Here is a 26,732-nt window from a genome sequence, read left to right on the forward strand (position 1 = left end):
CGATCCGCCCGGCGCGGTCGAGTCGCGGCCGTCGATGAAGACGTACTGGTGGTTTTCGGTAGGGGTCCGCCGGTGCGCTCCGAAGTGGCTGCCGCCCCTGCGGATCGCCTGTGAGACGATGATAACGCAACTATCTCATAGTATCGCGCGTGCGGCCTCGGTGGTCGGCGACGCTTGTAATCGAACGGAAGCGGAGCTGCGTATGAAAACTCCCGCAGTACCACGTGATTCGTTGCTCGGCCGCTATCTCGGCGACCGCCGCTTCGCCCTGACGCTGCCCCGTGCGGTCGGGTTGCAGATCCTGCACCCGTCCGTCGCGGCGGCGATCGTCGAGCACGCGCCCACCGCGCTGTGGGCGCACAAGAAGCGGGTGGTCTCCCGCATGATCCACCTCGCCTACACCCCCTGCGACCCGCACGCGGCGATCCTGTACGGCCACGAACTCGTCCGTGGCGTCGACAGCCGCGGCCGCCGCTACAACGGCCTCACGCCCGACTTGTTCTTCTTCCAGCACGCCACCTACGTCGACACCCTCGTCACCGCCATCGAAACCTTCGACCGCCCCCTGTCCGCCGAGGAGAAGAACACCCTCTACGCCCAGTGCTGCGCCTGGTACCGCCGCTACGGCATCTCCGCCCGCCCCATGCCCGGCACCTGGCCCGCCTTCACCGACTATCTGGCCGAGATCTGCGCCACCGAACTCACCGTCACCCCCGACACCACCGCACTCGCTCCCCAGCTCCTGCACCCCGACACCTGGATCCCCCGCACCCTCCCCGACTTCGCCCTCCGCACCCTCCTCCACGACCGCACCCGCGCCCTGCTGGACATCCCCCGCCACCCCACCGACCGCCCCGCCACCGCGGCCTATGCCCGCGCGGTGAAGTCCGGCATGCGAGTGCTCACGCCGCGAGCCCGGCTGGTCGCCTCGGCGCGGGTGTGAGTGCGGCGCGCGCTCACAGCGGGATGTCGTCGAGGACATCGCGAACCACGGCCAGGGCGTTCGGGAGGTCGCGGGGGGACAGTGATCCCACGGCCAACCGCAGGCCGTGCGGGACGTGCGGGGTGGTGGCGAACAGGTCGGCGGTGGAGACACGGATGCCGCGGCGGGACAGTTCCGCCGCGACCCGATCCATGCGCTGGCCGGGATCGACGGGCAGCCAGGCGAAGTAGGAGCGGGGGTGCGCGCGCATCGGCCTGCCGTCGAGTTCGCGCCGCAGGATGCGCTGGTGTTCGGCGGCGGCCGCGCGGCTCGCGGCTTCGAGATCGGCGAGGGTGCCGTCGCTCAGCCAGCGCACGACCAGGGCGGTGACCAGGCTGGACGGGCCCGCCATGGTGGTGCGGACGATGCGGGACAGCGCGTTGCGGGCCGACGCGGGCGTGACGAGGAGACCGAAGCGCAGGCCCGCCGACACGCTCTTGGAAATGCTCGACACCCAGAAGGTGCGTTCCGGGGCCAGCGCGGCCAGCGGCGGGGGCGCGGGGTCGGCGAGGAAGGCGTAGGCGGCGTCCTCGATCAGCAGCAGGTCGTGCTTGCGGGCGAGGGCGATCAGCTCGGCGCGGGCAGCGGCGTTCAGCACCCAGCCGAGTGGGTTGTGCAGTGTCGGCATCGTGTAGACCGCTCGTAGCCGCCGCCGGGCGCAGGCCTGGGCGAGGGCGGTGAGGTCGGGGCCGTCGCCGTCGGCGGGAATCGGGACCAGGTCGAGCCGTTGCGCCTCGGCCAGCATCCGGAATCCGGGGTAGGTGAGTTCGTCGACGGCGACGGCGTCACCGGGCGCGAGGGTCGCGCGGAGGACGAGATCCAGTCCGTGCTGGGCGCCCGAGGTGAGGAAGACACGCTCGGCTTCGGCCTCGATGCCCAACCGCGCGGGATACCCGGCGGCGGCCCGGCGCTCGTGCGGACGGCCGCCCGGCGGTGGCTGCCGCAGCACCGCGTCCAGCTCGCCCGCCGTCGCGAGCTCGCGCAACGCCGCGCGCAGCAGCTCGCTGCGCCGTCGCGAAAACGGTTGCGTGATGGACAGATCCGCCCACACCGTATCGGCGCCCGGCCCGTACTCCGGCGACACCAGCCGCACCGAGCGATCCCGCACGAAGGTGCCGCGGCCCGGTTCGCCGACGACGACGCCGGTGCGCTTCAGCTCGGCATACACCCGTGTGGCGGTCGCGATGGCGATACCGAACTCCGCGGCCAGTTGGCGGTGCGTGGGCAGCCGATCGCCGGGCGCCCATCGGCCCGCGGTGATCTGTTCGGCGATCAGGTCCGCCACGCTGCGGTAAGACGGCATCCGCCCACTGTACCTAGGACAATTGTTTGATCGTCCTAGCCGACCGTCGTTAGCGTGCGCGCATGACGAGCACGACCACCGAACTCCCGGTCCTGGACTACCTGCGCGCCGTCGTCGCCGGTACCGCCACCCCCGACCAGTCCTGCCGGTTCCGCTACCCGACCGCCATCTCGCGGACCCTCGGCATCCGGCTGGTCGCGGTCGACCACGGGACCGCCACCGTCGAGATCGACACCGACGCCGCGGTGCACGGCAATCAGCAGGGCACGGTTCACGGCGGGTTGCTCGCCGAACTGGCCGACGCCGCGATCGGCACCGCGCACTCCACGGTGGTCGCCCCGGACGAGAGCTTCACCAGCATCGACCTGCGCGCGGTCTACCTGCGCCCGGTCTGGCGGGAGACGCTGCGGGCGGTGGCCCGCCCGGTGCACTCCGGGCGCACCATCACCCACTACCAGTGCGAGGTGGTGCGCGCGGACGGCACACCGGTCGCCCTGGTCACGAGTGTGGTCACCACCTTGCGCGGGGAACGGGCGGCGGGCCGGTAGATCACCCGGCGCGCCGAGCAGGGGTGGACGCCGACGGTTCGGACATTCGATGGACGGCCCCCGCGGACCGGCGCGAAAACGGGGTGTGCAGTTGCCCGCGACGCGCCCGTGCGCGGGGGAGTGGTGCGGGGCGGGATACTGGAACCGTGAGCGAAGGCAACGGGACGCCCCCGGTCTCCGCCGCCGATGCGTGGCGGCCGGCGGGCAGCTATCGGTTCTGGTTCGCGGACCAGCGCTGGGAATGGTCGGACGAGGTGGCCGTGTTGCACGGCTACGCACCGGGTTCGGTGGTGCCCACCACCGAGCTGATGCTGGCTCACAAGCATCCCGAGGACCGCGATGCGGTCGCCGACATTCTCGCGGCCGCGGTGTCGACCGGTCAACCGTTCTGCAGCAGGCACCGCATCCTGGACACACACGGCCGCGTCCGGCACGTCCTGGTCGTCGGCGACGAGATGCGTGACGCGGACGGCCGCGTCGTCGGTTCGACCGGCTACTACATCGACCTCACCGACCGCCTCGACGAAGCCCGCAAGGAAGTCCTCGACGAGACGCTGCCCGACCTGGTCGCCACCCGCTCGGTGATCGACCAGGCCAAGGGCGCCCTCATGCTCATGTACGGCATCAGCGCCGAGCAGGCTTTCCGCGTGCTCGCCTGGCGCTCCCAGGAGACGAACACCAAACTCCGCGACCTGGCCGCCCGCCTGGTCGAAGCCGTCACCGAATTCGGCGGCTGCGGTGTCGGGGAACGCACCCGCTTCGACCATCTCCTGTTGACCGCGCACGAACGCGACACCCCGGAACCCTAGAGCGGGCGGCGGCTGTCCGTCGGCGCAGGTGGGGGGCGAGTACCCACCGGCCGCGCCGGCGGAATCGTCCTCGCCGCGCCGTCCCGAATCGAGTAGTCGCTACTCGCGATCCGCCGCCCCGCGCGGACCTAGCCTTGGTGCCTCCTTCCACCCCACCCCGGAAATCTGGAGTCACCATGTCCGAGTCAACACATGTCCTCGCGGGGGAGAAACTCGTCGTGTTGCGCGCCCCCGCCCGCGCGGTGCTGCGGGAGCCGAACGCGGGCCCCGCGGCCTTTCCCGCCGAGGTCGCCGCCGACGTCCGCATCGATATCGATGAGGTCGACGCGGCGACGTTGCGGTCGGTCGCCGCCGATCCGACCGTCGTCGGGTTCGGCCCGGCGATGCCGATGCGCCTCGTCGAACCGGCCGAGCGCGGCGGTGTCGTCGCCGCGGCGGCGGGTCCCACCTGGGGCGTCGAGGCCGTCGGCGCGACGACCTCGCCGTTCACCGGGCAGGGCGTCACCGTCGCGGTGCTCGACACCGGTATCGACGCCGACCACCCCGCCTTCGCCGGCGTCGACCTGGTCACCAGGGACTTCACCGGCGGCGGCTCCGCCCACGACAAAGACGGTCACGGAACGCACTGCGCCGGAACGATTTTCGGTCGCGACCTGGACGGCACGCGGATCGGCGTCGCGCGCGGGGTCGGGCGCGCGCTGATCGGCAAGGTCCTCGGCCCCGGTGGCGGCGGCAGCGACACCATCGCCGAGGCGATCCTGTGGGCGCGCGACAACGGCGCGCACGTGATCTCGATGTCGCTCGGCATCGATTTCCCCGGCTTCGTCGAGAAACTGGTCACGCTGCGCGGGCTGTCCATCCCGGTGGCCACGTCGCTGGCGCTGCGCGCCTACACCGCCAACGTGCAGCTGTTCCAGACGCTGTCGCAGTTCCTGGCCGCGGGCATCGGTCAGCCGATGGTGGTGGCCGCCACCGGCAACGAGAGCGGCCGCGACCGCACGCCACCGTTCGAGATCGACGTCGCCCCGCCCGCCGCGGCGGCAGGCATCGTCGCCGTCGGCGCGCTGGGACGCACCGCGAACGGCCTTGCCGTCGCGCCCTTCTCGAACTCGCGCGCGACCGTCTCCGCACCCGGCGTCGGTGTGGTCAGCGCGGCCGTCGGCGGCGGCACCGAGTCCATGAGCGGCACCAGCATGGCCACTCCGCACGCGGCGGGGGTGGCGGCGCTGTGGGCGGAGAAGCTGGCCGCACAGGGTCAGCTCGCCCCGCTCGTCCTGCAGGCCAAGCTGATCGGCGAGGCCACCACCGACCGGCTCATCCCCGGTACCGATCCCACCGACACCGGCGCGGGGCTCGTCCGCGCCCCCCAGTCCTGATGCCATCCGAGGAGCACACCATGACCGTCATCGATCCCGCGCCGGGCCACCTGCTCGAGCGCACCGAGATTCCCACCACCGTCAAAGAACTCGTGCATGCGATTCCCGGCCAGGAACAGCACGCGCTGAACCCGGCCGAGGCACCCGCACCCGGCGACGCCGTCACCGCGCCCTACTGCCCGCCGTGGGCGACCTACGCCGAACCCACGGTGGCCGAGACGTTCTCGCTCGACGGCCAGACCTTCTACGAGCCGCTCGTGCACGAGGAACCCAACCCGATGCTGTATCCGATGTGCACGGTGGGCATCGTGTTCAACAGCAACGGCAAACGCGGCAGCGGCGTCCTCGTCGGCCCCAACCTGCTGCTCACCGCGGGGCATGTCGCCCCGTGGGGCGCGAGCAACTGGAGCATGGAGTTCATCCCCGCCTTCCGCAACGGCGACCGGCCGTTCGGATCCTCGTTCGTGCAGAGCTATTGGGGCTACAACCCCGGCGGCGACGTGCCCACCGGCTACGACTACGTCATCTGCAAGCTCTACAACCCGCTCGGCAACGCGCTGGGCTGGATGGGCTCGCAGTCCTGGGGCGACGAGGACGAGTACTACAACCGGCGCTACGTCTCCTCCGGCTACCCCGGCAGCTACGGTCAGCGCCCCGCCGTGGAGCTGGACATGGGCATCCGCGACATCGATAACGACAGTCCCGGCAAGGAACTCGAGTTCGCGCTGCGCGCCGACCTCGGGCCCGGCTGGTCGGGCGGCCCGCTGTGGGTGCACACCGCCAACCCGTTCGTGGTCGGCGTCTGCAGCGGACAGGAGAAGGACGGCCTCGATCCCACCCGCCTGGTGTTCGCCGGCGGCAAGGGGATGGTCGACGTCGTCCGGCACGGATTGACCGACATGCGCCCGTGAGGACGCCCCGGGGCCGGGTGCTCCCGGCCCCGGCCCAGCCCGGAGAACCATCATGAACACCCTCGCGATCTGCAGCCCCAAGCGGCTGCCCGACGACAAGCAGATCGAGTCCGCCCGGCTCGCCGTCGAGATCAATCCCGCCAACATGCCCTATGTGCGTCCCATCGCGGGACTGGTGGGCGAGCGCCCGGTGAACCGCGAGTTCATCTCGGCCATGACCACCAAGTACTGGCGCAGCGGCGGCGTCCACCTCGGCGTCCGTTTCCTCGACACCACCGACCGCGCGCTCCAGGACCGCATCCTGGCCCACATGAACGCCTGGTCACCGGGCGCGAACATCGGTTTCCACCGCAGCACCGCCCCCGACGCCGAGATCCGCATCGCCCGCACCCCCGGCGACGGCTACTGGTCCTATCTCGGCACCGACGTGCTGCAGATTCCCGCCGACGAGCCGACCATGAACCTCGACTCGTTCGGCCTCGACACCGACGAACGTGAATACACCCGCGTCGTCCGCCACGAAACCGGCCACACCCTCGGTTTCCCGCACGAACACCTGCGCCGCGACGTCGTGCACCGCATCGACCCGGCCAAGGCCATCCGCTACTTCCGCGACCGCGTCGGCTGGTCGGAGGCCACCACCCGCGCCCAGGTGCTGACACCGCTGGAGGAGGTGGCCCTGATCACCACCCCCACCGACACCCAGTCGATCATGTGCTACCAGCTCCCCGGCTCGATCATGCGCGACGGCCAACCGGTCCCCGGCGGGCTCGACATCAACGACCGTGACCGCGGTTTCGTCCACGTCCTCTACCCGACGGCCGTGGCCACCACCCCGATCCAGGCGCTGGCCGGGGTGCACTGAGGTTCGTGACCGGCGAGTCCACCGCGGGCTCGCCGGTACCGGACGGCTCCCGCTGAATGAGCACCACCCTGCCCGGCGCGCGTACTGGTGCGGTAGTAAACAGGACGGGGGCGGTGTCGCCCGACCGCACCGAGTTCGAGGAGGCCGCAGGCGGATGCGCGGAATCAACCATGTCGTCCTGTTCGTCGCCGACCTGCCGCGCAGTCTCGCGTTCTACGAAGACGTGCTCGGCTTCCAGCGCCTGCCGGGCGGCTTCCCCGGTGGCGTGTTCCTGCGGCACGCGGGCTCGGCCAACGACCACGATCTCGGCCTGTTCCAGTACCGTGACCGCACCCCGGTCACTCCGGGCGCGGTCGGGCTCTACCACGTGGCCTGGGAAGTCGACACGCTCGCCGAACTCGCGACGATGCGGGACCGACTCCGAGCCGCCGGAGCTCTCACCGGCACCGGCGACCACGGCTCCACCAAAGCCCTATACGGCCGCGACCCCGACGGCATCGAATTCGAGGTGTGCTGGCTGGTCCCCGACGAACACGTCGAGGAAGCCCTGAAACCGGGAACGGCGCTGACGGCTCCGCTCGACCTGGACGCGGTGATCGAGCGCTACGGAGCCGAGACGCCGGGCGGACCGCGCACGGACCACGCCGTATGGGCCCGCCTCGCCGCACGCACGGCCGAGACGAATCGCTGACTCGCGCCGCACCCCGCCCGCCTGCGACCATGACCGGATGAACTCCCTGGGGCAACCCGTCCTCTACGCGCTCGTCACCGGTTCACCCGCCGCCCGCGACGTCGGCCGGCTCGTGGATTCGGCGCAGCGCGACGGCTGGGACGTGTGCGTCGTCGCCTCACCGCAGGGCCGCCGTTTCCTCGACACCGCCGCGTTGGCCGAGCAGACCGGCCACGTCGTCCGCACCGAATACAAGGACCCCGGCACCCCCGACCTGCTGCCACCCGCCGACGCCATGATCGCCGCACCCCTGACCTGTAATTCGGTGGCCAAGTTCGCCGTCGGCATCTCCGACACCCTGCCGCTCGGACTACTGGTGGAAGGCGTGGGAAAGGGCCTGCCGATCGTGGCCGTGCCGTTCTCCAACCGCGCCCAGATGAGCTTCCCGCCCATTCGAGCCGCGTTGCGCAACCTCGCCGAATGGGGCGTGACCCTGATCGGCGACGCCGTCCACGGCGGGCACGAGCCCGGCACCGGCGAGCAACGCCTCGCGGAATTCCCGTGGGCGCAGGCATGGCAGGCCGTCCTCGACCACCCCCGGTGGAAGGGCGCGGGTCAGGGGTAGTCGTTCATCTCCGGGTGAAACTCCCCTGGGGGGCGGTCGTCAACCCGGTACCACACCGACCCGCTGGGCGAGTCGGCCCAGCTCGCCCGTCGTCAGGTCGCGGCGCGCCTTGCGCATCATGTGGCCGACGAGTTCGCGCACGTGGACCATCGTGCGGACATGCTGCGGAGCAAGGTGTTCCGCCCGCAGCAGCGCGTAGAGCGAGTCGCGGTAGTGCTTCTGCATGGCGTGGGCACGGCCGATCTCGACGAAGTACTGGGCGCGGCGGCCCTGATTCGGCAGGTCGGCGGGGGAGAGACGTGGTGCCAGGGCGAGCACGCGGCCGGGCTCGCGGCGCTCCAGGGCGGCCGACATTCGCCAGAGCGTCACGTTGGCGGGGCCGAAGGAGTCGTTGCGCGCCAGGGAGGTGCTCGGCCGGGCGGCGGCGAGGCGGTCGGCTTGCGCGGCGGCCTCGGCCAGGTGGGGTTCGGGATCCCCGCCCAGGGTGGCCGCCACCATGGACCCGTGCAGGTGCAGCATCCCGTACGTTTCCACCTCGCCGACGGTGCGGACGGCACCGGCGATCTGCTCGGCGGTGCCGATGGTGGTGTCCAGCGCCGCGGGCAATGCGCCCGGGCGCGACAGCATGATCTGTCCCTTGCTGAACGCCGCCGTCGCCACCGCCGCCACCCCGTCGACCTGCGCCGCGGCGCGCTCGCACTCCTGCGCCGCCGTCCAGGCCAGGGCGTGATAGCCGCGCGCCCGCAGTGCGGAGGCGATGCCGTAGGTCACGGCGGCGAGCACGTCCCACGCCCGCTCGCTCTCCGCGTCGCGCACGTGCCGGTAGGCGTCGGTGAGCATCGGCACGAGCATCGGTCCGAGCGCGGAGTAGTCACAGTCGTTGCGCAGCTCGGTGGCCTTGCGCGTCAGCGCGGCCAGTTCCGCCGGACCCACCGGCGGGCGGTGGTCGGTCACGTTGCCGCGCGACCACAGCACGGCCTCGATCTCCGGGACCACCATGTGGAATGCGGCGGTGCCGGGGTCGAGCTTCTCGTGTTCGTGGCCCGCCAGGTCTGCGACGGTGACCCCAAGCGCCGAAGCCAGCGCCAACAGCGTCCGCCGCGAGTCCACCGGCCGTAAACCGTTCTCGTACTTGGCGATCGCGCTGCGGGACAGTCCGGCTCGGTCGGCGAGGACCTGCTGCGAGATGCCGCGCCGCGCGCGGATGGTGCGCACTCGGCGGCCGACCCACCGTCCGTCGTCCGGCTGGAAGTCGCTCATTCCTCCACTGTTCCACAGCGGAACGGTATTCGGCGGTCGCACTGCCAAGGTTTCCCTCCAGCTCGCAGCCGCGCGGGGCGTGGCTGCCGGCTTCGGCCATCGAGGGGATGGAGGGATTCGCGTGTTCGCGTTCGGTTGGATAGATCCGTTGTCTCCGACCTACGAGTGGGATTCGGGACAGGTCCGCCGCCTGGCGCGGCGATTGGGGTATCCGGTGCGGTGGGGTGATCCGTGTTCGGTTCTCGGTGTGGCCGAGCAGGTGGCGGCGTCGGGTGCGGATGTGGTGTTGTTGCCGTCCTCGGCGCATATCGATGCCGTGTCGTTGAACCGGGTGCTGGCGGTGGCGGATGTGGAATGTGCCGCGCCCCGGGTGTCGTTCGCGCGGTGGTCGCGGTTCGGCGGAGTGCGGCGGTGACCGGGGGCGTCCCCGGGCGCGGCCATATTTCTAGAACCTGTTCTTGCTAGAGTGCTCGGGCGACCAGTGAGGGGTGGTGGATGTGCCGTACATCGAAAACAACGGGGTGAAGATTCATTTCACCGATACCGGTGGAAGCGGCCGGGCCGTGGTGCTCGGGCACGGCTTCTTCCTGGACTAGGAGATGTTCGCGGCGCAGGCGGCCGGGCTCGCGCCGGACTACCGGGTGATCGCCATCGACGCGCGCGGCTTCGGCGGCACCGAGGACTCCGGTGAGCCGTTCAGCTACTGGGACCTCGCTCGCGACGCGTGGGCGGTCGTCGACGCGCTCGGGTTGGACCGGGTGGTCGCCGGCGGGATGTCGCAGGGCGGGTTCACGGCCCTGCGGATGGCGTTGCTCGCGCCGCCGCGGGTGGACGGGCTGATCCTCATCGGCACCTCCGCCGAGGCCTACACGCCGAAACAGAAGATCGGCTATCGCGAGGTCATGGACGCCTGGACCGGCAGCGGCCCGCTCGCGCCGATCGCCAAGACGATGGCCTCGGTGATGATCGGCGGCACCGACGAGGACCGCCGGCCCTGGCTGGACAAGTGGTCGACCGGTGATCGCCGGCGCATCCGGCTGGCGGCCGACTGCCTGATCAACCGCGAGTCCATCACCGAGCTGATCGGCGAGATCACCTGCCCCGCACTACTGTTGCGCGGAATCAGCGACCAGGCGTTCGCCGCGGAGGACATGGAAGCGCTCGCCGCGAGTCTCGGCGGGCCGACACGACTCCACACCGTCCCCGGCGCCACGCACGCGGTGAACATCACCCACCCGCGGGAGGTGAACGCGCTGTTGCGGGAGTGGCTGGCTCAGCTCGACGGCACGCCGAGCCAGAGCTGACGCGCCGGGTCGGCGGTGTCGGCGAAGAGTTCGGTCCGCAGGGTGAACACCTCGCCGGTGCCGGGCCTGCGCAAACGGAGGTGCGGGTCGGGCCGGGCGACCGACACGATGCCCGCCGACCACAACCGGTGGAAGTCGGGCTGCTCGGCGAGATCGCCGAGCAGGCGTGCCACCGCCCCCGGATCGCGCGGGCACGCGGCATGATGGCGCAGCATCCCCACGGCGATGCGGGCTTCGCGCTCCCATTCCTCGTGCACCAGGCGGGCGCGCGGATCGGTGAACAGCCAGCGCAGCACGTTGCCGTGCCGGCGAAGGCCGGGGAAGGTCGCGTCGTGGGCGGCGTTGGCGTCCAGCACGTCCCCGGTTTCGCTGCGGTATGCCGCCGGATGCGGGGCGAAGGCGTCCAGGGTGCCGCGATGGGCGGGCGCGGTCGCGGGCGGGTCCTCGGGTGCCTGCCCGGCCAGCCGATACAGGTGCCGTCGTTCGTCGGCGTCGAGACCGTAGACCTCCGACAGCGCTTCCAGGACCGCGGGACTCGGGCCTGCGGCACCGCCCTGCTCGATCTTGGCGATGTATCCCAGGCTGGAGTGGATCGCGGTGGCCAACTCCTGCCTGCTCATCCCGCGCCGTTCCCGTCGCGCCCGGACGAACCCGCCCAGCGTGGGCAATTCCACTGCCGCCACCCCTATCGTTCCTCGCCCGCCGACGCACGGCTGGTACCACTGCCGAGTAGTACCACCCGCGACGGTGCACCCCGTAACGGGGTGCGGTCGGGTGTTGTCGAGCGCGCCGCGCGGACGGTGAGATGGGAGGGCCGCCGCGCGCCGAGACGTGGAGGGGAGGGCTCGGCGGCCGATCGGCGGTGCACGGCCGACCACCTGGGTCCCCGCCGTCGGCACGCTCGGGTCGGTGGCGGTGGCGTGATGGACAGGGGCATCGCGCCACCGCCGTTCGGAACCGGCCCGGGCGGGCCGGCGTCGGGCGGGTCGGCGGTGCACCGCCCGTCGCCCCATGCCGCCCGTGTATCGATGGACCGGTGTATTGACGGTGGACTGGACACTCGTCTACCTTCGGACGGGACTGTCGGCGCGCAGTGCCGACGCCGAAATCGCCGGTGCTGTCGGGGTCCGACCGGCTGCGGTCGACGCCCGCGCCGCGCCGACCCGGCAGCGCGGACCGCACGAGAAGATCGAAGGTGCTGCCATGAGTGACCGGACCGAGCCCCTCCAGGGGAAAGTGGCACTGGTGACGGGCGCGGCCCGCGGCCAGGGCCGGGCGCACGCCGCTCGGCTGGCCGCCGACGGCGCCGACATCATCGCCGTCGACGTGTGCGCGCCGGTCTCCGACACCGTCACCTATCCGGCTCCCACCGAGGCCGACCTCGCCGAGACCGCCCGCCTGGTCGAAGCCGCCGGCCGCAAGGTCCTCACCCGCGTGGTCGACATCCGGGATCTCGCGGCCCTGCAGGACGTCGTCGCCGACGGCGTCGCGATGTTCGGCCGCCTCGACGTGCTCGTCGCCAACGCGGGCGTGCTGAGCTGGGGCCGCCTGTGGGAGTTGAGCGAAGACGCCTGGGACACCGTCGTCGACGTCAACCTCAACGGCACCTGGCGCACCGTCCGCGCCGTCGTCCCCGCGATGATCGAGGCGGGCAACGGCGGATCCATCGTCATCGTCAGCTCCTCGGCCGGACTGAAAGCCACCCCCGGCAACGGCCACTACGCCGCCGCCAAACACGGCCTCGTCGCCCTCACCAACACCCTGGCGCTCGAGGCAGGCGAATTCGGCATCCGCGTCAACTCGATCCACCCGTACTCCGTCGACACCCCCATGATCCAGCCCGACGCGATGATGGAGATGTTCGGCAAGCACCCGGCCTACCTGCACGCCTTCCCCCCGGTGCCGCTGCGGCAGGCAGCCGACGGGAAGAGCGGCTTCATGCCCGTCGACCAGGTCGCCGACGTGGTTTCGTGGCTGGCCGGGCCGGGCTCGGGCGTCATCACCGGCACCCAGATCCCCGTCGACGCGGGGGCACTCAAGTACTGAGAGTTGCCCGCCGGTCCCGTTCCCGGCGTCGTCGTTCGGTATTTCTACCGATGACAGCCTGCCCACCCCCCTCGATCCTGACTCCACCGAACACTCGGACGGAGAGGAACGATCGTGGCAACCACCACCGGATACATCTGGAACACGCTCTACGGGTGGGCGGACACGGGCAGCGGCGGCGTGTTCCCGCCCAGCGTGGACGCCTTGACCCAGCCGATCTCGCACCATGTCGCGCACCCGGACACCAAGCGGCGGCTGCACGAGTTGATCTGCGCGTCGGGGTTGATCAAGTCGCTGCACCAGCTCGAGCCCGCGCCCGCCACCAGGGACGACGTGCTCCGGGTGCACGACGAGGCGCACTACGAGCGAATTCTCGCCGAGAGCGCGCTGCCCAAGGGTGGTGACGCCGGGGACGGGGTGTCGCCGTTCGGCAACGGCGGTCACCACATCGCGCTGCTGGCGGCCGGTGGGGCGATCGAGGCGGTTCGCGCGGTCGCCGACGGCACCGTGACCAACGCCTACGCCTTGATCAACCCGCCGGGGCACCATGCCGAACGGGCGACCGGCCGTGGTTTCTGCCTGTTCAACAACGGTGCCATCGCGGCCGCGTACGCGCTCGAGGTGCTGGGGATGCAGCGGGTGGCGATCGTGGACTGGGATGTGCACCACGGCAACGGCGCCCAGGACATCTTCCGGGAATCGGCGCGGGTGCTGAACATTTCGGTGCACCAGGATCGGTGCTTCCCGTCCGACTCCGGGTTCCGCGACGAGCGCGGGTCGGGTGCGGGCTTCGGGTACACGCTCAACATTCCGTTGCCGCCGGGCGGGGGCAGCGGCGCCTACGACTACGCCTTCGACACCGTCGTCCTGCCCGCGCTGCGCGCCTACCGGCCCGAATTGATCATCGTCGCCAGCGGTTTCGACGCCTCGATGATGGACCCGCTGGCGCGCATGATGTTGCGCAGCGACGGGTTCCGATCGCTGACCCGCAAGATGCTCGACGTGGCCGACGAGGTGGCGGGCGGGCGGCTGGCGTGTCTGCAGGAGGGCGGTTACAGCCCCTACTACGTCCCGTTCTGCGGGCTCGCGGTGGTCGAGGAACTGGCCGGGGTCTCGACCGGCATCGCCGACGCCTACCAGCCGATCCTGGGGGCGATGGGCGGCGACGAACTGCTCCCGCACGAGCGCGCGGCCGTCGACGCGGCCGCCGAGCTGGTGGCCGACATCAGCTGAGCGCGGTGTCCCGGTAGATGCGGGCCAGGTCGGGCACGGGGGCCGTCGCCGGGCCGGGCACGAAGGTCGCCGTCGCGGTCGCGCGGGCGGCGGCCTCCGTCCGCCGGGTCACGCCGAGCTTGCGGCGGATGCTGACCATGTGGGCGTGCACGGTGCGCGGGCTCAAGCTCAGGTCGGCGGCGATCTCGGCATCGGTGCGGCCGACGACCAGGCCGCTGAGCACCCGCAGTTCCTGCGCACTCAACCGCCACACCTCGTCGGGGGTGACGGCGCGGACGCACACCTCCAGGTCGCCGAAGTCGCCGCGGCGGGCGAGCACGACGCGATACCACGCGCCCTGATGCAGCCACAGGTGCCGGAGTTCGGTCAGGGCGCTGGTGAGGAAGGCGTCGACGACGCGCGCGAACGCCGGGTCGTCGAGGAAGGGAACCGCGCGTGCGGCCTCGGCGATCCGCTGGTCGGGGCCCCACCGCAGGTAGGTGCGGCCCGCGGCGCCGCGCTCAGCGGGTGACTCGGCCGCGTGCTCGCCGTGGCGCAGGGCCAGCGCCAGCAAGCCGGACAGGTCCTGGGCGAGCGCGCGCTGGGCCGTGCCGAAGGCGTCCGGGCGACGCGCGGAGAAGTGGGCGACACCGACGTAGTCGCCGTCGTCGAACAACTCCACCGACATCCCGTCGGCATAGCCCTCCGCCCGCAGATACCGGCGGAACAGCACCGTGCGGGTGAACTGCTCGCGGATGTCGACCCGGACGTCGCTGATCGACAGCGGCAGGTGGTCGTCCGGGTTGAGCCGGGCGGTGAAGCCGACTTCGTAGTCGCGGGGAAAGAGATGCTGCAACGCCCACGCGGCTCCCTGGCTGTACCCGAGCCGCGACACGATCCGGCTCCGTGCCCCCGCCGGTTGATGGACGAGCAGGGCGGCATCGAACAGCATGTGCCGCTGGAGCTGCCCCACCGCCTTCGCCAACCGCCCCCCACCGGAATCGACCGCCGGGTTTCGCATCGCGTCATCGTAGGCGGACCGCACACCCTGCCGGAAGCCTCATCGCGGCCGGTGCCTACGCCGGCCGGTGCAGCTGGTTCGACACCGGAACCGGCCGGGTGCGTCGTCGTGCGCGCTCGAACGGGTGGCACCACCGCTGCTACCGAGGGAGTACGCCTCATGTCCAGACCACTGGAACCCTTCAGTGCGACGGTGCTGGGACTGCCGCGGATCGGACCGAACCGGGAACTCGAACGGGCCGCCGAGGCCTACTGGGCGGGCCGCGTCGATGCGGCTGCCCTGCACCGCACCGCCGCCGAGCTGCACACCGCTCAACTGCGTGCCGCGCACGACGCTGGGACTCGATTCGGTGCCGGTCGGCACCTTCTCCTACTACGACCACGTGCTCGACACCGCGGTGCTGCTCGGCGCACTGCCCGAGCGGGTGCACGGTATCGACGACGAGCTGGATCGCTGTTGCGCGACCGCGCGGGGGACCAAAGTGGTTCCGGCGGAAAGACTGTGGGTGAACCCGGACTGCGGGCTCGAGACCCGCGGCGCCGAGGAGTGCTGGCGTCGCTGCGCGATCTCGTCGCCGCCGCGGCGGTCGTGCGGCGATCCTGCGCGTGACCGCCTCGCGGTGAAACCGGGACGGCCGCGCGCTCGCGGCCGTCCCGGCCCGGTGGTCCGGTTCGCCCGGCGACTGTCCGCCTGACCGTCCGTTCCGGTGGATGTGCTCGCTCGCCGCGGGGCCGGTTCCGGTGCGCCCCGGGCGAATACCCGGAGCGCCCGGACATCCGACTACGCCTGGATGACCTCGACACGCACCAGCGCGTTGAACGAGTCGCAGCTGGCCCAGGACTGGTTCTGCCCGTACTGCACCGGGCCGTACTTCCAGTAGGTGAACGGGACGGGCCACGCGACACAGGTCAGCTTCACCTGATGCCAGGTCGGCAGCTCACAGTTGGCCATACCGCCGGTGTTGAAGATGTTGTAGACGTGGCAATTGGCCTGCCACACCGGAACGTCGGCCTGGGCGACGCCGCCGGCGGCGAGCGTCGTGGAGACGGCTGCGGCGGCGACGAAGGCACCGGCGGCGAGTCGCTTGGGGGAGAGCATGTCGAACCTCCTGAGTCGATGTTGTCTGGAAGATCGCCAGAGGATCGCCGACGTTACGCCGAGCCGTCGGAGCGGGCGCCGTGATCGGGGGCGGTGGTGTCGTCGGCGGTCGGTTCGACGTGTGCCGAGGCGGGTTTCCGGTCTAGCAGCGATCGGTGGCGACGGAATCGGCGCGATGCGAACGAAGATGGCGGATCGGTTGCGCGCCTGTCGCCGAACCCTCGGCACGGTGAACGGACCGCGGCACGCATCCCTGCCTCAACTCTCGCCCGCCATGCGGTAGGCGCCCGCCTCGAGCCGTGCCAGGAGGCTACGAGTCCATTCGGCCCGGCTGCGCGCGGTGTGCAACCACAGGCCGATGACGTCGCCGACCGGGCCCCAGGTCGCGAGGTCGGTGTCCGGTGGCAGGTGCGCGGTGATGGACGCCTCCCACTCGGCCATGGCCGCCGCTCGACGGCGCAGGAGCGCGACGGCTTCCGCACGGGGCAGGTCCTCGATGAACCCCACCGCCGCGGCCAGCAGGTCCATGCGGGGGTCGCGGGCCGAGAGCGCCTTGCGCAGCAACGCGAGGTAGGACTGCTCACCCTTGTCGGTGAGTTCGTATTCGATGCGCGGCGGCCCGCCCGCCGTGCTCGGCGTGGTCTCGTGTTCGCGCAGCAGCCCGGCCTGCGCCGTCGACCTCAGCGCGTGATACACCGAACCGGAAGTCGCATTGGACCATTCGTGCGCACCCCAGGCCTCGAGATCGGCACGCACCTGGTAGCCGTGCGCGCGCCCGCGCCGCCGCACCGCGCCGAGCACCAGCAGCCGAACCGCCGTCACCGGCTCAGACCGCCGCGGGGGCGGTGGTGCTGATCCACCAGAGCGTGCCGAACGGGTCGACGAACCCGCCCATCCGACTCCCGTCCGGCTGGGCGGTGATCTCCTGCGCGGGTCGTGCCCCCGCCTCGACCGCCCGCGCGAACACCGTGTCCGCGTCCGGCACCGTCGCCCAGAGCTGCACGTGCACCGGCTCGGTGGGCGAACTCAGGCACCGTTGCCCTTCCGCGCCCGAGTCGGCGAAGAACAGCACGCTGTCACCGATCCTGGCTTCGGCGTGCACGACCCGGCTCTCGTCCGTGGGCAGGGCCACCACCGTCGAGACCTCCGCGTCGAGGGCGTGTTCCAGGAACGCCCGGTAGTCGTGCGCGCGGTCGACCATCACATAGGGGGTTATCGACGTCATTGCTCACCTCGGGGCTGTGGGGAACCAGCCGAGTTCGGCTGGTCGCTCCACGATAGGCTCGAGTAGCCAAATTTGGCTAGTGGCCACCGGCGTGGGTCGCGGTCTCAGCGCAGCCCGGCGGTTCACACCTCCTCGCGCGCGAGGGCTTCGGCTGCCATCCCGGGGATGTCCGAGCCGGCGAAGTCTCGCGAGCCAGATGTTTGCTGCATTCGTGGGGGGAGTCCGGTGATGCCCAACGGTCGAAACACCGTGCCTCGTCGAATTGATCTGATTCCGTCGGGTTCGGATAAAGGAATTACCTATTCAGCGCCCCGCGAATATGCCCTATAAGTCGGTTCGTCGATGCCGACCACCGTCGCGAGGTGGTCGGCATCGACATTCCCGATTCAATCCCGTCAGCTGGATTGCTCCACCGGTTTCGCGTCGGCGGGAAAACCGGCGCGCTCCGCCCGGTCGGTGCTGCCCGCGGCGGCGCCGAAGCGGCTCCGCACCGAGCGCCCGACCGCCAGCGGCGCGGTCTCCTTGCCCTTCATCAGGGCGAACAGGCTGATCAGCATGAGTGCCGCGGCATAGAACCCGACGGGGATCACGCTGCCGGTGCCGCTCACGATCCGGTTCGCGACCATCGGCGCGATACCGCCGCCGACCACCGCCCCGACCTGGTAGCCGATGCCCACACCGCTGTAGCGCTGGGTCACCGGGAACTGCTCGGCGAACATGGTGAACATCGGCCCGTACACGAACCCGGTCAGTGTGAACCCGATGCAGATCACCGCGATACAGGCCAGGAACGAACCGTGGGCGGTGACCCAGAACAGCACCGGGGCGAAGACCGCGGCCGACGTCATACCGAAGCCGATCACCGTCTTGCGGCCGAGCCGGTCGGACAGATGACTGCCGAGCACCACCGTCGCGGCATGGCAGGCGAGGGCCGCGGTGATGCCCCAGACCACCGCGGAGCGGGAGAAGCCCCGGCCCGGGTCGGGTTCGGTCAGGAAGGACAACATGAAGGTGAACAGCAGGAACGCATAGCAGTTCTGGCCGATGTTCACGCCCGCGGCGCGCAGCACCCCGCGCCAGTCCTGGCGCAATACCGCCAGGCCACGCGGCGCCGGCCGATCCGCGCCGGAGCGCGCGCCGGCGAAATCGGGTGTCTCGGAGATCCGCATCCTGGTCCAGATGCCGATGATCAGGACGACGCCGCCCACCAGGAACGGAATCCGCCAGCCCCACGCGATCACCTGGTCCATCGGGAGCAGCAGGACGAGCGCGAAGGCGGTGTTCGCCAGGATCGCGCCGACCGGCGATCCGAGCGTGACGAAACACCCGTAGAGCCCGCGTCGGGACGCGGGGGCGTGCTCGGCCGCCAACAGCACCGCGCCGCCGATCTCACCGCCCCGGGAGATGCCGTGCAGCATCCGCAGGAAGATCAGGATCAGCGGGGCGACGATCCCGATCGACCGCGAGTCCGGCACCAGGCCCATGACCAGGGTGGCCGACCCCATCAGGATGAACGCGGTGGTGAGCGCCGCGCGCCGGCCGAACCGGTCACCGTAGTGCCCGAAGATCACCGCGCCGACCGGTGCCATGACGAAGCCGATGGCGAAGGTGGCGAACCCGAGGAAGGTGCCGAACCAGGGATCGTCGGTGTCGAAATACACCTTGTTGAACACCAGCGCGGTGGCGGTGCCGTAGATCGCGAAGTCGTAGAACTCGAGGATGGTGCCGACCCCGGACGCGATCGCCAGCTTCATCGGGCGCTCGCGGGTCTCCGCGGGAGCGAGTTGGGGTGAATTCACAGCAGTCACAGCCGTCTCCTCATCTGTCCTGCGACCCGCCCGCGGGGCGCGCCGAGAGCACCTCCGCGACGGCTCGGCCGTTGCGCCGCGGAAGGTCGTCGTACCTGTGTAGTTGGCCGGTCGCATCGAGGACCTGCGCGAAGTCCGCGATCCGGCGGGTCCGGTAGTCGTCGCGCGCGGCCGGCGCGATGTCGTAGAAGCCGCCGCCGTCGGCGGTGCCGGGACGGCTGTCGGCCATCGACCGTTCGACCAGGGGTGCGGGGGCGAAGCGCTCACCGAGTTCGTCGCGCAGATAGGTGGAGGCGTGGAACAGGGTGTCGCAGCCGCCCCAATCGATGAACTCGAGCAGGCCGAGCACAGCGAATCGGGACCCGAATCCGATCCGGACGGCCCGGTCGATCTCGGCGGCATCGGCCACGCCCTCCTCGACCATCCGGACGGCTTCGTTCATCACCAGCGCCTGGAGTCGCGGCACGATGTAGCCCGGCGAGGCGGCGCAGACCACCGGTGTCTTGCCGACGGCCGACAGCAGCTCGCAGGTCGCCTCGACCACCTCCGGTGTGGTCGCGGCACTCGGGCTCACTTCCACCAGCGGCATCAGGTCGGCGGGGTTGAGCCAATGCGCGTTGAGCAGCCGGTCCGGCCGCGCGACGAATTCGGCGAGGCGACTCACGAGGAAACTCGAGGTGGTCGAGGCGATGGGCGTGTCCGGGCCGACCACCGATTCGATCCACGACAGGGCCGCCCGTTTGGCCGCGAGGACCTCGGGCACCGCCTCGAAGACGAGCCGTGCCTGCGCCATCGCGTCGGCCGCGGCGTCCCGGCTCACCACCCGGATCCGGTCGAGCACCTCCGGCAGATCGGCGTCGGCGAGCAGCCCGAGCCGCACCTTCCGCGCCAGCGACGAACGGATCTCGGCCCGGGCCGCCGCGCGATACGCCTCGCCGGCGTCGCCGCGATCCCGCAGGTCGACCACGATCACCTCGACCTTCCCGAACCCGAGCGCCGCCGCGATACCCTGCCCCATGCGGCCGGCGCCGACGACCGCCACCACGCCCGTCACCGCGAGAACCCGTCGTGCAGTAGCTCTGTCATTCCCGCGCGGTCCAATCCGTCCAGGCCGAGGGCAGCCAGTGTGCGGCCGCCGCTGTCGGCGGACCGGCCGGTGATCGCGCCCGCGACGGCGAGGAGGCCGCTCGCCACCGGCGTCGGCACCCCCGCCCAGCGGGCCACCGAGGTGAGCAGCGCGAGCCCGATCTCGACATCCTCGGTCATGTACCGGTGGGTGTGCAGGTCGATGTGCTCGCGCCAGTCGCCGCTGTCGGTCAGCTTCTCGTGCGCGGCGTTGCCGTACATCCATTCGTCGCCGTCTGCGGTGTAGTGGTCGGCGAGCGGGAAATGCGGCGCGGCGTATCCCAGCGCGGTGCGGATGGCGATCCGTTCGGCGTCGAGGGCCGTGGTGACGCGGCGGATGGCGTCCTGGGTGCCCTCGTTGTGGATGTCCCAGGCCTCGAAGTGCTGCAACGGGCCGGCGTTCATGAGGATCAACGGCGGGTGGATGATCGGGCCCGCGTTCATCAACGCCCCGCTCAGCGCGTCCTCGACCGGCTCGACCGGATAGATCTCCGCCAGCACCGCCAGCGCGCGCTCGCTGTCGTGGGCGGGCAGCACCCCGGTGGGCAGCCGGGTGGCATAGCCGCTCACCACCACCCGGTCGTCGCCGTGCTTTCGGGCCAGGTAGGGGAGGGTGCCGGTCTCGGCGAAGGCGACCTTGGCCGGGTTGCCGGCGGCGGCCACCGCCCGCGCGAAGATCACCGAACCGAAGCTGCCCGGCGGCAAATACACCACCTGGCCGTCGGTCAGGTGCGGCGCGATCCGCTCGGCGAGGTCCGGGTGGGAGAAGGCGGGGATCGGCACGAGCACGACCGCCGCCCCGGCCACCGCGCGACCGAGATCGGGTTCGACCGTGATGCCACCCGCCGAACCGATCGGCAGCACGCGATGCCCGCGGTGGTCGTCGACGCGAATTCCGCCCGCGTCGAGCAGCGGTGCGAAAGCGCTGTGATCCCGCCGCCACCAGACGACCTCATGGCCTTTCGCGCTCATGTCGGCCACTGCCGCATATGCGCCGTGACCGCCGCCGATGACCGTGATTCTCATTCCGATTACCTCCTCGATCGACGGCCCGGGGGAATGCCGCCGAGATGTGAAAGCGAACGTTAAGATGCGCTCGCCGAATTTGCCTGGCAGTGTTGAGAAATGCAGACAGAGGGCCGCCCGGTGAAAGATTCTTACGTTCCGGACGACGTCGATTTCCGGATCGTGCACGCGCTCCAGTCCGCACCGCGCGCGCCGTGGGGCGCTGTCGGCGACGTCGCGGGCGTCAGCGCGCCCACCGCCGCCCGCCGCTGGGATCGGCTGGTGGACAGCGGTCTCGCGTGGATCGTCACCTACCCCGGCCCGGCCTACCTCAACACGCGATGCGCGGCCTTCGTCGAGGTCCAGGTGGCGCAGCGCGGCCCGGATCTGATGCGGGAACTCTCCCGGGACGGCAAGGTCGCGACCATCCAGCGCACCGCCGGCGACGGGGACCTGCTTCTCACCGTCATGACCTTCGATCTCGACAGCCTCGGCGACTGGGTGCAGCAGCTGTCCGGGTCGCCCATGGTCGCCCACACCCGGACCCGCGTGGTGATGCAGGTGTTCGGGGAGAGCGAACGCTGGCGGGTGCGCGCTCTCGACGTCGGCGAGGAATCCACCCTGTCCCGTTACCGCCCGCCGCCGCGCCCCCTGGTCCATCAACCGGACGCGGTGGACCTGGCATTGATCGCCGCCCTCGCCGCCGACGGCCGCCGCTCGGCGGTCGAACTCGCCGACGTCTGCGGCATCAGCGCGGCGGCCGTCCGGCGTCGCCTGACCTACCTGGTCGCCGAGCGCATCCTCTCCATCCGCTGCGAAGTCGCGCACGTCCTCGGCGGCTGGCCGGTCACCGCCAACATCTGGGCCCGCGCGACCCCCCGCACCCTCGGCACCCTCGTTGACGCGCTCGACGCGTTCCCCCAGATCCGCGTGTGCTGCGAGGTCACCGGAACCGCCAACATCCTGATGACCGCGTGGCTGCGGCAGATCAGCGAATTGTCCCGCCTCGAACACGAACTCGAATCGCAGGTACCCGGCCTCGTCATCGCCGACCGCAGCATCACGCTGGAAACCCCCAAGAGGTTGGGTTCGCTGCTCGACCGTGCGGGGCGGTGCACGGGGTTTCATCCGTTGGAACTGTTGACCACCAGTCGCCCGGCCACCGGGTGAGGTCGTGACGGTGAGTACCCCCGCCTGCCGCGCTTAGGGTCACCGGGTAGACCCAGCAGGCAGGGCGACAACACCGCGGTGTTGTTCTGCGCCGCAGGATTTGCACCGGCGCTCCGGAGTCGGCGAACACCGCGGCGATGCGGTTTCCGACGCGGGCCCCCGTGCATCGGCTCCGCTGATCACCGGGCACACGATCCCCGGATCACCTAGTGCTACCTTCATTCGCCAGCGCCGTGGTGTCGGACGCCGCGACCCGTACGACCGTACTGACAACGCCCGCAATCGTGCGTTTGGGGTCGTGCGGCGCGGGTCGGTGATGGCATTCTCGAAGGGGCGACTGCAGTAAAGGGGGAAGATCATGAGCTCCGTGCCCGCGAATTGGTATCCAGACCCGCAGAATCCAGGCTTTCTCAGGTACTGGAACGGCGTGGACTGGACCGGCGACCCGGCACCCGCCCCAGTGGCAGACGTTGCTGCACAGCCCTCGCGGGGCGTGGCTCCGGTTGCGAAGGTGCCTCTGTTCGGCGCTCGTGCCTATGCGAAGCGTCAATCTCAGGATCTGGCCGATGCCTTGGCCGAGATCCGGCGGCTGCGAGTCCAGTTGGCCAGCGTGGGTGGCCTCGAGGTCGCCGAGCTTCAGCGCTACCGTGAGCAACTCGCTGCGCAGATCACCGCGGAGCAGGCGCGCCTGGAGAGTGTGCGCAGGCAGGTGATCAACACCCAAGAGGAACAGGTGCTCCAGGAGATCGGTATCTACCGATACCGTCATCCGCTGTCGGACGTGGTCGCCTACCGCGCCGCGCTTGATAAGCTGCAAGGCGAAATCAAGTCCGCCGCGGCACGTGACGGCGGCGCGATCGAAACCGCGCAGAGCTGGGAGGTCAACGGCTCTGCTGCCCAGGGTCGCAAGCTGATGCGCGAGTATTCGAAGCTGATGCTGCGAGCCTACAACACCGAGGCCGACAACCTCGTCCGGACTCTCAAACCGTACAAGGTCGACACCGCGCTGCAACGCCTCGAGCGGTTGGCAACCACCATCGAACGACTCGGCGAGACCATGAAGTTGCGCATCACACCGTGGTATCACCATCTCCGCCGCCGCGAACTGGAATTGACCGCCGACTACCTGGAGAAGCTCGCCCGCCAGAAAGAGGCCGAGCGCGACGAACGCGACCGCATGCGCGAGGAGCGCAAGGCGCAGCAGGAGATCGAACGCGAGCAACAGAAACTCGAGAAACAGCATCAGCAGTACATGTCCGCCCTCGCAGCGCTCGAAGCTGCCGGCGACACCGACTCCGCCCAGGGACGCGATCTGCAAGACAAGCTCGCAGACCTGGAACAGAAGAGAACCGCCCTCGCAGACCGAGCGGGCAATCTGCGCACCGGTCACGTTTACGTCATCTCCAACATCGGCGCGTTCGGCGAGAATATGGTCCAGATCGGCATGACCCGCCGACTCGACCCGTACGACCGCATCAGCGATCTGAGCAACTCGTCGGTGCCGTTCAAGTACGACGTGCACGCCATGCACTTCGACCGCGATGCCGCCGGTATCGAAGAAGAACTGCATCGCCGCCTGGCCGACCAGCGCGTCAACCTCGTCAACTCCCGCCGCGAATTCTTCCGCGCCACTCCAGCGGAGGTGCGTGAACACCTGCAGGAACTCGCCGGAGAACTGCTGGTGTTCACCGAGTTCGCCGAGGCCGAGGACTACCGCCGCAGCCGCGAGGCGTCGCGGCACCCGAACCAGCACTGAATAGCGAGACAAGGATGCATGGCATGCCAGAACACGAGGACCAGTTGATCATCCGCACCGACGGCAGCGCCGACGAGCTGTTCGGTCTGCTCGAGTGGTTCAACGACGACGACGAACTGCGCGGACGGGTCAGCATGCCGACGACGCCCATTCGACCCGGCCAGATGGGCGACCTGGCCGAGGTGCTCGTCGTCGCTCTCGGTGTGCAAGGAATCGTGTCCGCGCTAATCCAGTCGCTGACCACATGGTTCACCCACCGGCGCTCCGACATCGCAGTCACCCTCACCCTCGACCACACCGAACTCACCCTCGACGCCAAACGCGTCAAAACCCCTGAAATCACCCAGGCACTGCAGACACTGCTCGACCAGGCAAACAAACCCCAGTGACCCCCGCGCTGAACCGCACCGGCTGGCGCGCCGCCCTGATCGGGGTGAGCCGATACACCCACCCCGCAATCACCGATATCCCCGCCGCCGCCAATAACGTCCACGACCTCACCCGGCTGCTCACCGCACCCACCGGTGCGGCACTGCCTACCGAGCACTGCAATGCCCTGGTCGATCCCGACGCACCTCCGCAGGTTGGTGAAGTCATCGCGCACGCCGCCGACCACGCCGAAGAGGTTCTGATGGTGTACTACGCCGGACACGGCCTGCTGGACCGGCGCGGACGACTGCACCTGAGCTTGACCGGCAGCGACCGCGAACACCCCGAATGGAGCTCGATACCGTTCGCCACGGTGCGCGACGAACTCGCCGCCGCGCGCGCCCGCGCCCGCATCCTGATCCTCGACTGCTGCTTTTCCGGACGAGCATTCGAAGCGATGAGCGCACCCGACACCGTCGTCGACGGCCAAATCGATATCAACGGCACCTACATCATCGCTTCCTCCCCCCGCAACGAAACCTCCGTCGCGCCTGAGGGTCGGCGCCACACCGCGTTCACCGGCGCCCTGCTCACCGCCGCCACCAGCAGTACCGGACTCACACTCGACCAGATCTACGGCAACATCGACCAAATCCTGCACCGCAACGGCCATCCCCGCCCCGTGCGGCGAAGCGTCAACATCACCGGCAACCTGCGCCTGTTCAGCCCACCCTGCCCCCGGCCCACACCCGACAACGCCGTGACCCCGCTGCTCATCGACCCGCTCGCCACCCCGGACAGCACCACCGAGCAGATCTTCGCCGACGGCCAGCGTGCCGCCGAACAAGGCGACCTCACCGAAGCCGAAAAAGCCTGGCACACTGCAGCATCGCAGGGACACCCCGGCGCGATGAACAACCTCGCCCACCTGCTGCACAGCCAGCGAAAACTCCGCGCGGCACATCCCCTCTACCTCGAAGCCGCCCACCGTGGCAACACCATCGCCATGAGCAACCTCGCGGATCTGCTGCACCGAGCCGACGAAGACACCGAGGCAGAGTACTGGTGGCAGCGTGCCGCCGAAGCCGGCGACACCGACGCCATGTACAACCTCGCCCTCATGCTCGACAAAATCCGCCGCTACGACGAAGCCCTCACCTGGTATCGACATGCCGCCGAAGCCGGCCACACCAACGCCATGCACAACCTAGCCATCCGCCTGCGCTACCGCGGCCAACTCACCGAGGCCACCACCTGGTGGCACAGCGCCGGCCACAAACGACAACAACGCACCACCGAAAAACTGCGCGGCCCCACCCCCCACAGGCAATCACCCGGCACATGAGGTCGCGGCGCGACCGAACTGTCGGGTTTGGGGCCACCGCCAAGACTTGGGAAATTTGGCATGTGCGTTCAGCAAAGGCTGCGCCAGAAGAGCATTTGTCCGGATTGCAACCCGTTCGGCAAGCTCGCCAAATCGCTGTCAAAGAGGTACCCGTACCGCTTCCGGTCCCGGAACCCCTGAGATGTCGGGTGTCGTTATGCCTGATCAGTACCCATCGCCACTGCTGAGGGTTTCTCGTCCTGGGCGGTGCTCCCATTCGATGATTGCGGTGTAATCGACTTCGGCGCTCGCGTAGGCGAGAATTTGGTGGAATCCGTTGGAAGTGTTGAGCTGCAGCGAGGATTGTCTGTCGATGGCAGGCGAGTATGACGGTTGCACCTGGGTGCAGTGTCGCCAGCATGTCGAGTTCGCGGCCGACTCGTTGGGCTGCCACCGGCCATGAGTCGGCTCCTGCTGCAAGTGGGTAGTCGGGCGGCAGAGCCAGTGGGTGTGGGATCCGCAGTGATTTCGGCCCGTCGTTGACCTTCGGCGTCCCCGTGTTCGTGGTAGGGGAACTCCGGCCGAAAAGGCACTCCGAGTTTCGCTGCGATCGGCTCGGCGGTTTGTACAGCTCGTCGCACTGCGGTTGAGTACACCACAATGGTGCCGAATCTGTGGCATTCAGCTGCAAGGTAGTCGGCGACGGCCACGGCTTGGCTGTGGCCGCGGTCGGTCAGCCCGAGGCAAGTTCGGGAGCCAGCGACCACGCCGTCGACATTGCTCAAGCTTTCGCCGTGCCGAATGAGGATCAGACGCAAACCTGGAGCTCGTATCGTTTTGCGTTTTTGCGGAGCAGTCTCGGAAGCCGAGCAATGGGAATCGGCTGGGGACAGAAGGGGCATTGGGCTGTACTTCCTCGG

The 26,732-nt window shown here is 69.9% G+C and carries 29 protein-coding genes and 1 pseudogene; 19 read left to right on the top strand and 11 right to left on the bottom strand.

Annotation, left to right across the window (positions count from 1 at the left end; translation table 11 throughout):
* Nucleotides 1-202: 202 nt before the first annotated feature.
* Nucleotides 203-943: an oxygenase MpaB family protein gene (locus CRM89_RS03305; RefSeq protein ID WP_060592253.1), complete on the top strand. Its 741-nt coding sequence runs from the start codon at nt 203-205 to the stop codon at nt 941-943.
* Between the two features lie 13 nt (nt 944-956).
* Here the strand turns inward: CRM89_RS03305 and CRM89_RS03310 are convergent, their stop codons facing one another.
* Entirely contained in the window at nt 957-2,285 is a 1,329-nt protein-coding gene (locus CRM89_RS03310; protein ID WP_098083189.1) for a PLP-dependent aminotransferase family protein, read from the bottom strand.
* A 62-nt stretch (nt 2,286-2,347) separates the two neighbouring features.
* On the opposite strand from CRM89_RS03310, the gene CRM89_RS03315 reads away from it, so the two are divergent.
* From CRM89_RS03315 to CRM89_RS03345, 7 genes are all read left to right on the top strand, one after another.
* A complete protein-coding gene (locus tag CRM89_RS03315) occupies nt 2,348-2,833 on the top strand; it encodes a PaaI family thioesterase (RefSeq protein ID WP_098083190.1) in 486 nt (161 codons plus the stop codon).
* A gap of 146 nt (nt 2,834-2,979) precedes the next feature.
* Complete coding sequence (locus CRM89_RS03320) at nt 2,980-3,642, top strand: PAS and ANTAR domain-containing protein (protein ID WP_060592247.1); 663 nt, start codon at nt 2,980-2,982, stop codon at nt 3,640-3,642.
* 176 nt (nt 3,643-3,818) lie between these two features.
* Nucleotides 3,819-5,018 carry a S8 family serine peptidase gene (locus CRM89_RS03325; RefSeq protein WP_098083191.1) on the top strand — a complete coding sequence of 400 codons (1,200 nt, stop codon included), beginning with the start codon at nt 3,819-3,821 and terminating at the stop codon, nt 5,016-5,018.
* Nucleotides 5,019-5,038: 20 nt separating this feature from the next.
* Nucleotides 5,039-5,929 (top strand): serine protease, encoded by an 891-nt coding sequence (locus tag CRM89_RS03330; protein WP_127516054.1) that lies wholly within the window; start codon nt 5,039-5,041, stop codon nt 5,927-5,929.
* Nucleotides 5,930-5,981: 52 nt separating this feature from the next.
* On the top strand, nt 5,982-6,794 hold the full coding sequence (locus tag CRM89_RS03335) for a M12 family metallopeptidase (RefSeq protein WP_098083193.1): 813 nt from the start codon (nt 5,982-5,984) through the stop codon (nt 6,792-6,794).
* Nucleotides 6,795-6,948: 154 nt separating this feature from the next.
* Nucleotides 6,949-7,485, top strand: a complete 537-nt coding sequence (locus CRM89_RS03340; protein ID WP_098083194.1) for a VOC family protein — start codon at nt 6,949-6,951, stop codon at nt 7,483-7,485.
* Between the two features lie 37 nt (nt 7,486-7,522).
* Nucleotides 7,523-8,089, top strand: coding sequence for a flavoprotein (locus CRM89_RS03345; protein WP_011208564.1), 567 nt, complete (start codon nt 7,523-7,525; stop codon nt 8,087-8,089).
* A gap of 39 nt (nt 8,090-8,128) precedes the next feature.
* Here CRM89_RS03345 and CRM89_RS03350 read toward each other — a convergent pair whose 3' ends face one another.
* The gene (locus tag CRM89_RS03350; protein WP_060592236.1) at nt 8,129-9,349 is read right to left on the bottom strand and encodes a helix-turn-helix domain-containing protein; all 1,221 of its coding nucleotides are present in this window, start codon (nt 9,347-9,349) and stop codon (nt 8,129-8,131) included.
* 148 nt (nt 9,350-9,497) lie between these two features.
* On the opposite strand from CRM89_RS03350, the gene CRM89_RS03355 reads away from it, so the two are divergent.
* The 3 genes from CRM89_RS03355 (at nt 9,498) to CRM89_RS03360 (ending at nt 10,653) form a co-directional block, all read left to right on the top strand.
* Complete coding sequence (locus CRM89_RS03355; RefSeq protein WP_220276393.1) at nt 9,498-9,764, top strand: hypothetical protein; 267 nt, start codon at nt 9,498-9,500, stop codon at nt 9,762-9,764.
* 82 nt (nt 9,765-9,846) lie between these two features.
* Nucleotides 9,847-9,945 carry an alpha/beta fold hydrolase gene (locus CRM89_RS32160; RefSeq protein WP_371391957.1) on the top strand — a complete coding sequence of 33 codons (99 nt, stop codon included), beginning with the start codon at nt 9,847-9,849 and terminating at the stop codon, nt 9,943-9,945.
* A 3-nt stretch (nt 9,946-9,948) separates the two neighbouring features.
* Nucleotides 9,949-10,653, top strand: a complete 705-nt coding sequence (locus CRM89_RS03360) for an alpha/beta fold hydrolase (protein WP_098083195.1) — start codon at nt 9,949-9,951, stop codon at nt 10,651-10,653.
* On the opposite strand, the gene CRM89_RS03365 is transcribed toward CRM89_RS03360, so the two are convergent.
* Nucleotides 10,623-11,336, bottom strand: a complete 714-nt coding sequence (locus CRM89_RS03365) for a helix-turn-helix transcriptional regulator (protein WP_172964433.1) — start codon at nt 11,334-11,336, stop codon at nt 10,623-10,625. The genes CRM89_RS03360 and CRM89_RS03365 overlap by 31 nt on opposite strands.
* A gap of 520 nt (nt 11,337-11,856) precedes the next feature.
* Here CRM89_RS03365 and CRM89_RS03370 point away from each other — a divergent pair.
* Both CRM89_RS03370 and CRM89_RS03375 read left to right on the top strand, forming a co-directional pair.
* The gene (locus CRM89_RS03370; protein ID WP_060593411.1) at nt 11,857-12,699 is read left to right on the top strand and encodes a mycofactocin-coupled SDR family oxidoreductase; all 843 of its coding nucleotides are present in this window, start codon (nt 11,857-11,859) and stop codon (nt 12,697-12,699) included.
* Nucleotides 12,700-12,813: 114 nt separating this feature from the next.
* Nucleotides 12,814-13,932 (top strand): class II histone deacetylase, encoded by a 1,119-nt coding sequence (locus CRM89_RS03375; RefSeq protein WP_060592230.1) that lies wholly within the window; start codon nt 12,814-12,816, stop codon nt 13,930-13,932.
* On the opposite strand, the gene CRM89_RS03380 is transcribed toward CRM89_RS03375, so the two are convergent.
* The gene (locus CRM89_RS03380) at nt 13,925-14,932 is read right to left on the bottom strand and encodes a helix-turn-helix transcriptional regulator (protein WP_098086867.1); all 1,008 of its coding nucleotides are present in this window, start codon (nt 14,930-14,932) and stop codon (nt 13,925-13,927) included. The genes CRM89_RS03375 and CRM89_RS03380 overlap by 8 nt on opposite strands.
* A 159-nt stretch (nt 14,933-15,091) precedes the next feature.
* Between CRM89_RS03380 and CRM89_RS31530 the strand changes: the two are divergent.
* Together CRM89_RS31530 and CRM89_RS31535 are read left to right on the top strand one after the other, a co-directional pair.
* A pseudogene (locus CRM89_RS31530) lies at nt 15,092-15,419 on the top strand (5-methyltetrahydropteroyltriglutamate--homocysteine S-methyltransferase); the annotation flags it as partial.
* Between the two features lie 18 nt (nt 15,420-15,437).
* Nucleotides 15,438-15,626, top strand: coding sequence for a hypothetical protein (locus CRM89_RS31535; RefSeq protein ID WP_229435058.1), 189 nt, complete (start codon nt 15,438-15,440; stop codon nt 15,624-15,626).
* An 86-nt stretch (nt 15,627-15,712) separates the two neighbouring features.
* On the opposite strand, the gene CRM89_RS03390 is transcribed toward CRM89_RS31535, so the two are convergent.
* The 6 genes from CRM89_RS03390 to CRM89_RS03415 form a co-directional block, all read right to left on the bottom strand.
* The gene (locus CRM89_RS03390) at nt 15,713-16,030 is read right to left on the bottom strand and encodes a hypothetical protein (protein WP_011208572.1); all 318 of its coding nucleotides are present in this window, start codon (nt 16,028-16,030) and stop codon (nt 15,713-15,715) included.
* A 258-nt stretch (nt 16,031-16,288) separates the two neighbouring features.
* Nucleotides 16,289-16,852: a PadR family transcriptional regulator gene (locus CRM89_RS03395; protein WP_098083197.1), complete on the bottom strand. Its 564-nt coding sequence runs from the start codon at nt 16,850-16,852 to the stop codon at nt 16,289-16,291.
* Nucleotides 16,853-16,856: 4 nt separating this feature from the next.
* A complete protein-coding gene (locus CRM89_RS03400; protein WP_011208574.1) occupies nt 16,857-17,255 on the bottom strand; it encodes a VOC family protein in 399 nt (132 codons plus the stop codon).
* Nucleotides 17,256-17,650: 395 nt separating this feature from the next.
* Nucleotides 17,651-19,063 (bottom strand): MFS transporter, encoded by a 1,413-nt coding sequence (locus tag CRM89_RS03405; protein WP_098083198.1) that lies wholly within the window; start codon nt 19,061-19,063, stop codon nt 17,651-17,653.
* Between the two features lie 10 nt (nt 19,064-19,073).
* Nucleotides 19,074-20,117 carry a 3-hydroxybutyryl-CoA dehydrogenase gene (locus tag CRM89_RS03410; RefSeq protein WP_098083199.1) on the bottom strand — a complete coding sequence of 348 codons (1,044 nt, stop codon included), beginning with the start codon at nt 20,115-20,117 and terminating at the stop codon, nt 19,074-19,076.
* Nucleotides 20,114-21,214, bottom strand: a complete 1,101-nt coding sequence (locus CRM89_RS03415) for an NAD/NADP-dependent octopine/nopaline dehydrogenase family protein (RefSeq protein ID WP_098083200.1) — start codon at nt 21,212-21,214, stop codon at nt 20,114-20,116. The genes CRM89_RS03410 and CRM89_RS03415 overlap by 4 nt, the downstream gene beginning before the upstream one ends.
* A gap of 120 nt (nt 21,215-21,334) precedes the next feature.
* Between CRM89_RS03415 and CRM89_RS03420 the strand changes: the two genes are divergently transcribed.
* From CRM89_RS03420 to CRM89_RS03435, 4 genes are all read left to right on the top strand, one after another.
* Nucleotides 21,335-22,363, top strand: coding sequence for an Lrp/AsnC family transcriptional regulator (locus CRM89_RS03420; RefSeq protein ID WP_229434961.1), 1,029 nt, complete (start codon nt 21,335-21,337; stop codon nt 22,361-22,363).
* Between the two features lie 358 nt (nt 22,364-22,721).
* Nucleotides 22,722-24,119, top strand: coding sequence for a DUF4041 domain-containing protein (locus CRM89_RS03425; protein WP_098083202.1), 1,398 nt, complete (start codon nt 22,722-22,724; stop codon nt 24,117-24,119).
* A 23-nt stretch (nt 24,120-24,142) separates the two neighbouring features.
* Entirely contained in the window at nt 24,143-24,508 is a 366-nt protein-coding gene (locus CRM89_RS03430; protein ID WP_098083203.1) for a hypothetical protein, read from the top strand.
* Nucleotides 24,505-25,833, top strand: coding sequence for a tetratricopeptide repeat protein (locus CRM89_RS03435; RefSeq protein ID WP_098083204.1), 1,329 nt, complete (start codon nt 24,505-24,507; stop codon nt 25,831-25,833). The genes CRM89_RS03430 and CRM89_RS03435 overlap by 4 nt, the downstream gene beginning before the upstream one ends.
* A 194-nt stretch (nt 25,834-26,027) precedes the next feature.
* Here CRM89_RS03435 and CRM89_RS32165 read toward each other — a convergent pair whose 3' ends face one another.
* Nucleotides 26,028-26,714, bottom strand: coding sequence for a histidine phosphatase family protein (locus CRM89_RS32165; RefSeq protein ID WP_098083205.1), 687 nt, complete (start codon nt 26,712-26,714; stop codon nt 26,028-26,030).
* Between the last annotated feature and the right edge of the window lie 18 nt (nt 26,715-26,732).

Origin of the sequence: Nocardia sp. FDAARGOS_372 (assembly GCF_002554515.1) — a bacterium.
GTDB lineage: Bacteria > Actinomycetota > Actinomycetes > Mycobacteriales > Mycobacteriaceae > Nocardia > Nocardia farcinica.

Coding starts and splice junctions, on each gene's coding strand:
- CRM89_RS03340 (WP_098083194.1), top strand. CDS start 6,949: ATGCGCGGAATCAACCATGTCGTCCTGTTCGTCGCCGACCTGCCGCGC.
- CRM89_RS03310 (WP_098083189.1), bottom strand. CDS start 2,285: ATGCCGTCTTACCGCAGCGTGGCGGACCTGATCGCCGAACAGATCACC.
- CRM89_RS03335 (WP_098083193.1), top strand. CDS start 5,982: ATGAACACCCTCGCGATCTGCAGCCCCAAGCGGCTGCCCGACGACAAG.
- CRM89_RS03425 (WP_098083202.1), top strand. CDS start 22,722: ATGAGCTCCGTGCCCGCGAATTGGTATCCAGACCCGCAGAATCCAGGC.
- CRM89_RS03350 (WP_060592236.1), bottom strand. CDS start 9,349: ATGAGCGACTTCCAGCCGGACGACGGACGGTGGGTCGGCCGCCGAGTG.
- CRM89_RS32165 (WP_098083205.1), bottom strand. CDS start 26,714: ATGCCCCTTCTGTCCCCAGCCGATTCCCATTGCTCGGCTTCCGAGACT.
- CRM89_RS03390 (WP_011208572.1), bottom strand. CDS start 16,030: ATGCTCTCCCCCAAGCGACTCGCCGCCGGTGCCTTCGTCGCCGCCGCA.
- CRM89_RS03330 (WP_127516054.1), top strand. CDS start 5,039: ATGACCGTCATCGATCCCGCGCCGGGCCACCTGCTCGAGCGCACCGAG.
- CRM89_RS03360 (WP_098083195.1), top strand. CDS start 9,949: ATGTTCGCGGCGCAGGCGGCCGGGCTCGCGCCGGACTACCGGGTGATC.
- CRM89_RS03305 (WP_060592253.1), top strand. CDS start 203: ATGAAAACTCCCGCAGTACCACGTGATTCGTTGCTCGGCCGCTATCTC.
- CRM89_RS03380 (WP_098086867.1), bottom strand. CDS start 14,932: ATGCGAAACCCGGCGGTCGATTCCGGTGGGGGGCGGTTGGCGAAGGCG.
- CRM89_RS03345 (WP_011208564.1), top strand. CDS start 7,523: ATGAACTCCCTGGGGCAACCCGTCCTCTACGCGCTCGTCACCGGTTCA.
- CRM89_RS03370 (WP_060593411.1), top strand. CDS start 11,857: ATGAGTGACCGGACCGAGCCCCTCCAGGGGAAAGTGGCACTGGTGACG.
- CRM89_RS03415 (WP_098083200.1), bottom strand. CDS start 21,214: ATGAGAATCACGGTCATCGGCGGCGGTCACGGCGCATATGCGGCAGTG.
- CRM89_RS03430 (WP_098083203.1), top strand. CDS start 24,143: ATGCCAGAACACGAGGACCAGTTGATCATCCGCACCGACGGCAGCGCC.
- CRM89_RS03325 (WP_098083191.1), top strand. CDS start 3,819: ATGTCCGAGTCAACACATGTCCTCGCGGGGGAGAAACTCGTCGTGTTG.
- CRM89_RS03315 (WP_098083190.1), top strand. CDS start 2,348: ATGACGAGCACGACCACCGAACTCCCGGTCCTGGACTACCTGCGCGCC.
- CRM89_RS03400 (WP_011208574.1), bottom strand. CDS start 17,255: ATGACGTCGATAACCCCCTATGTGATGGTCGACCGCGCGCACGACTAC.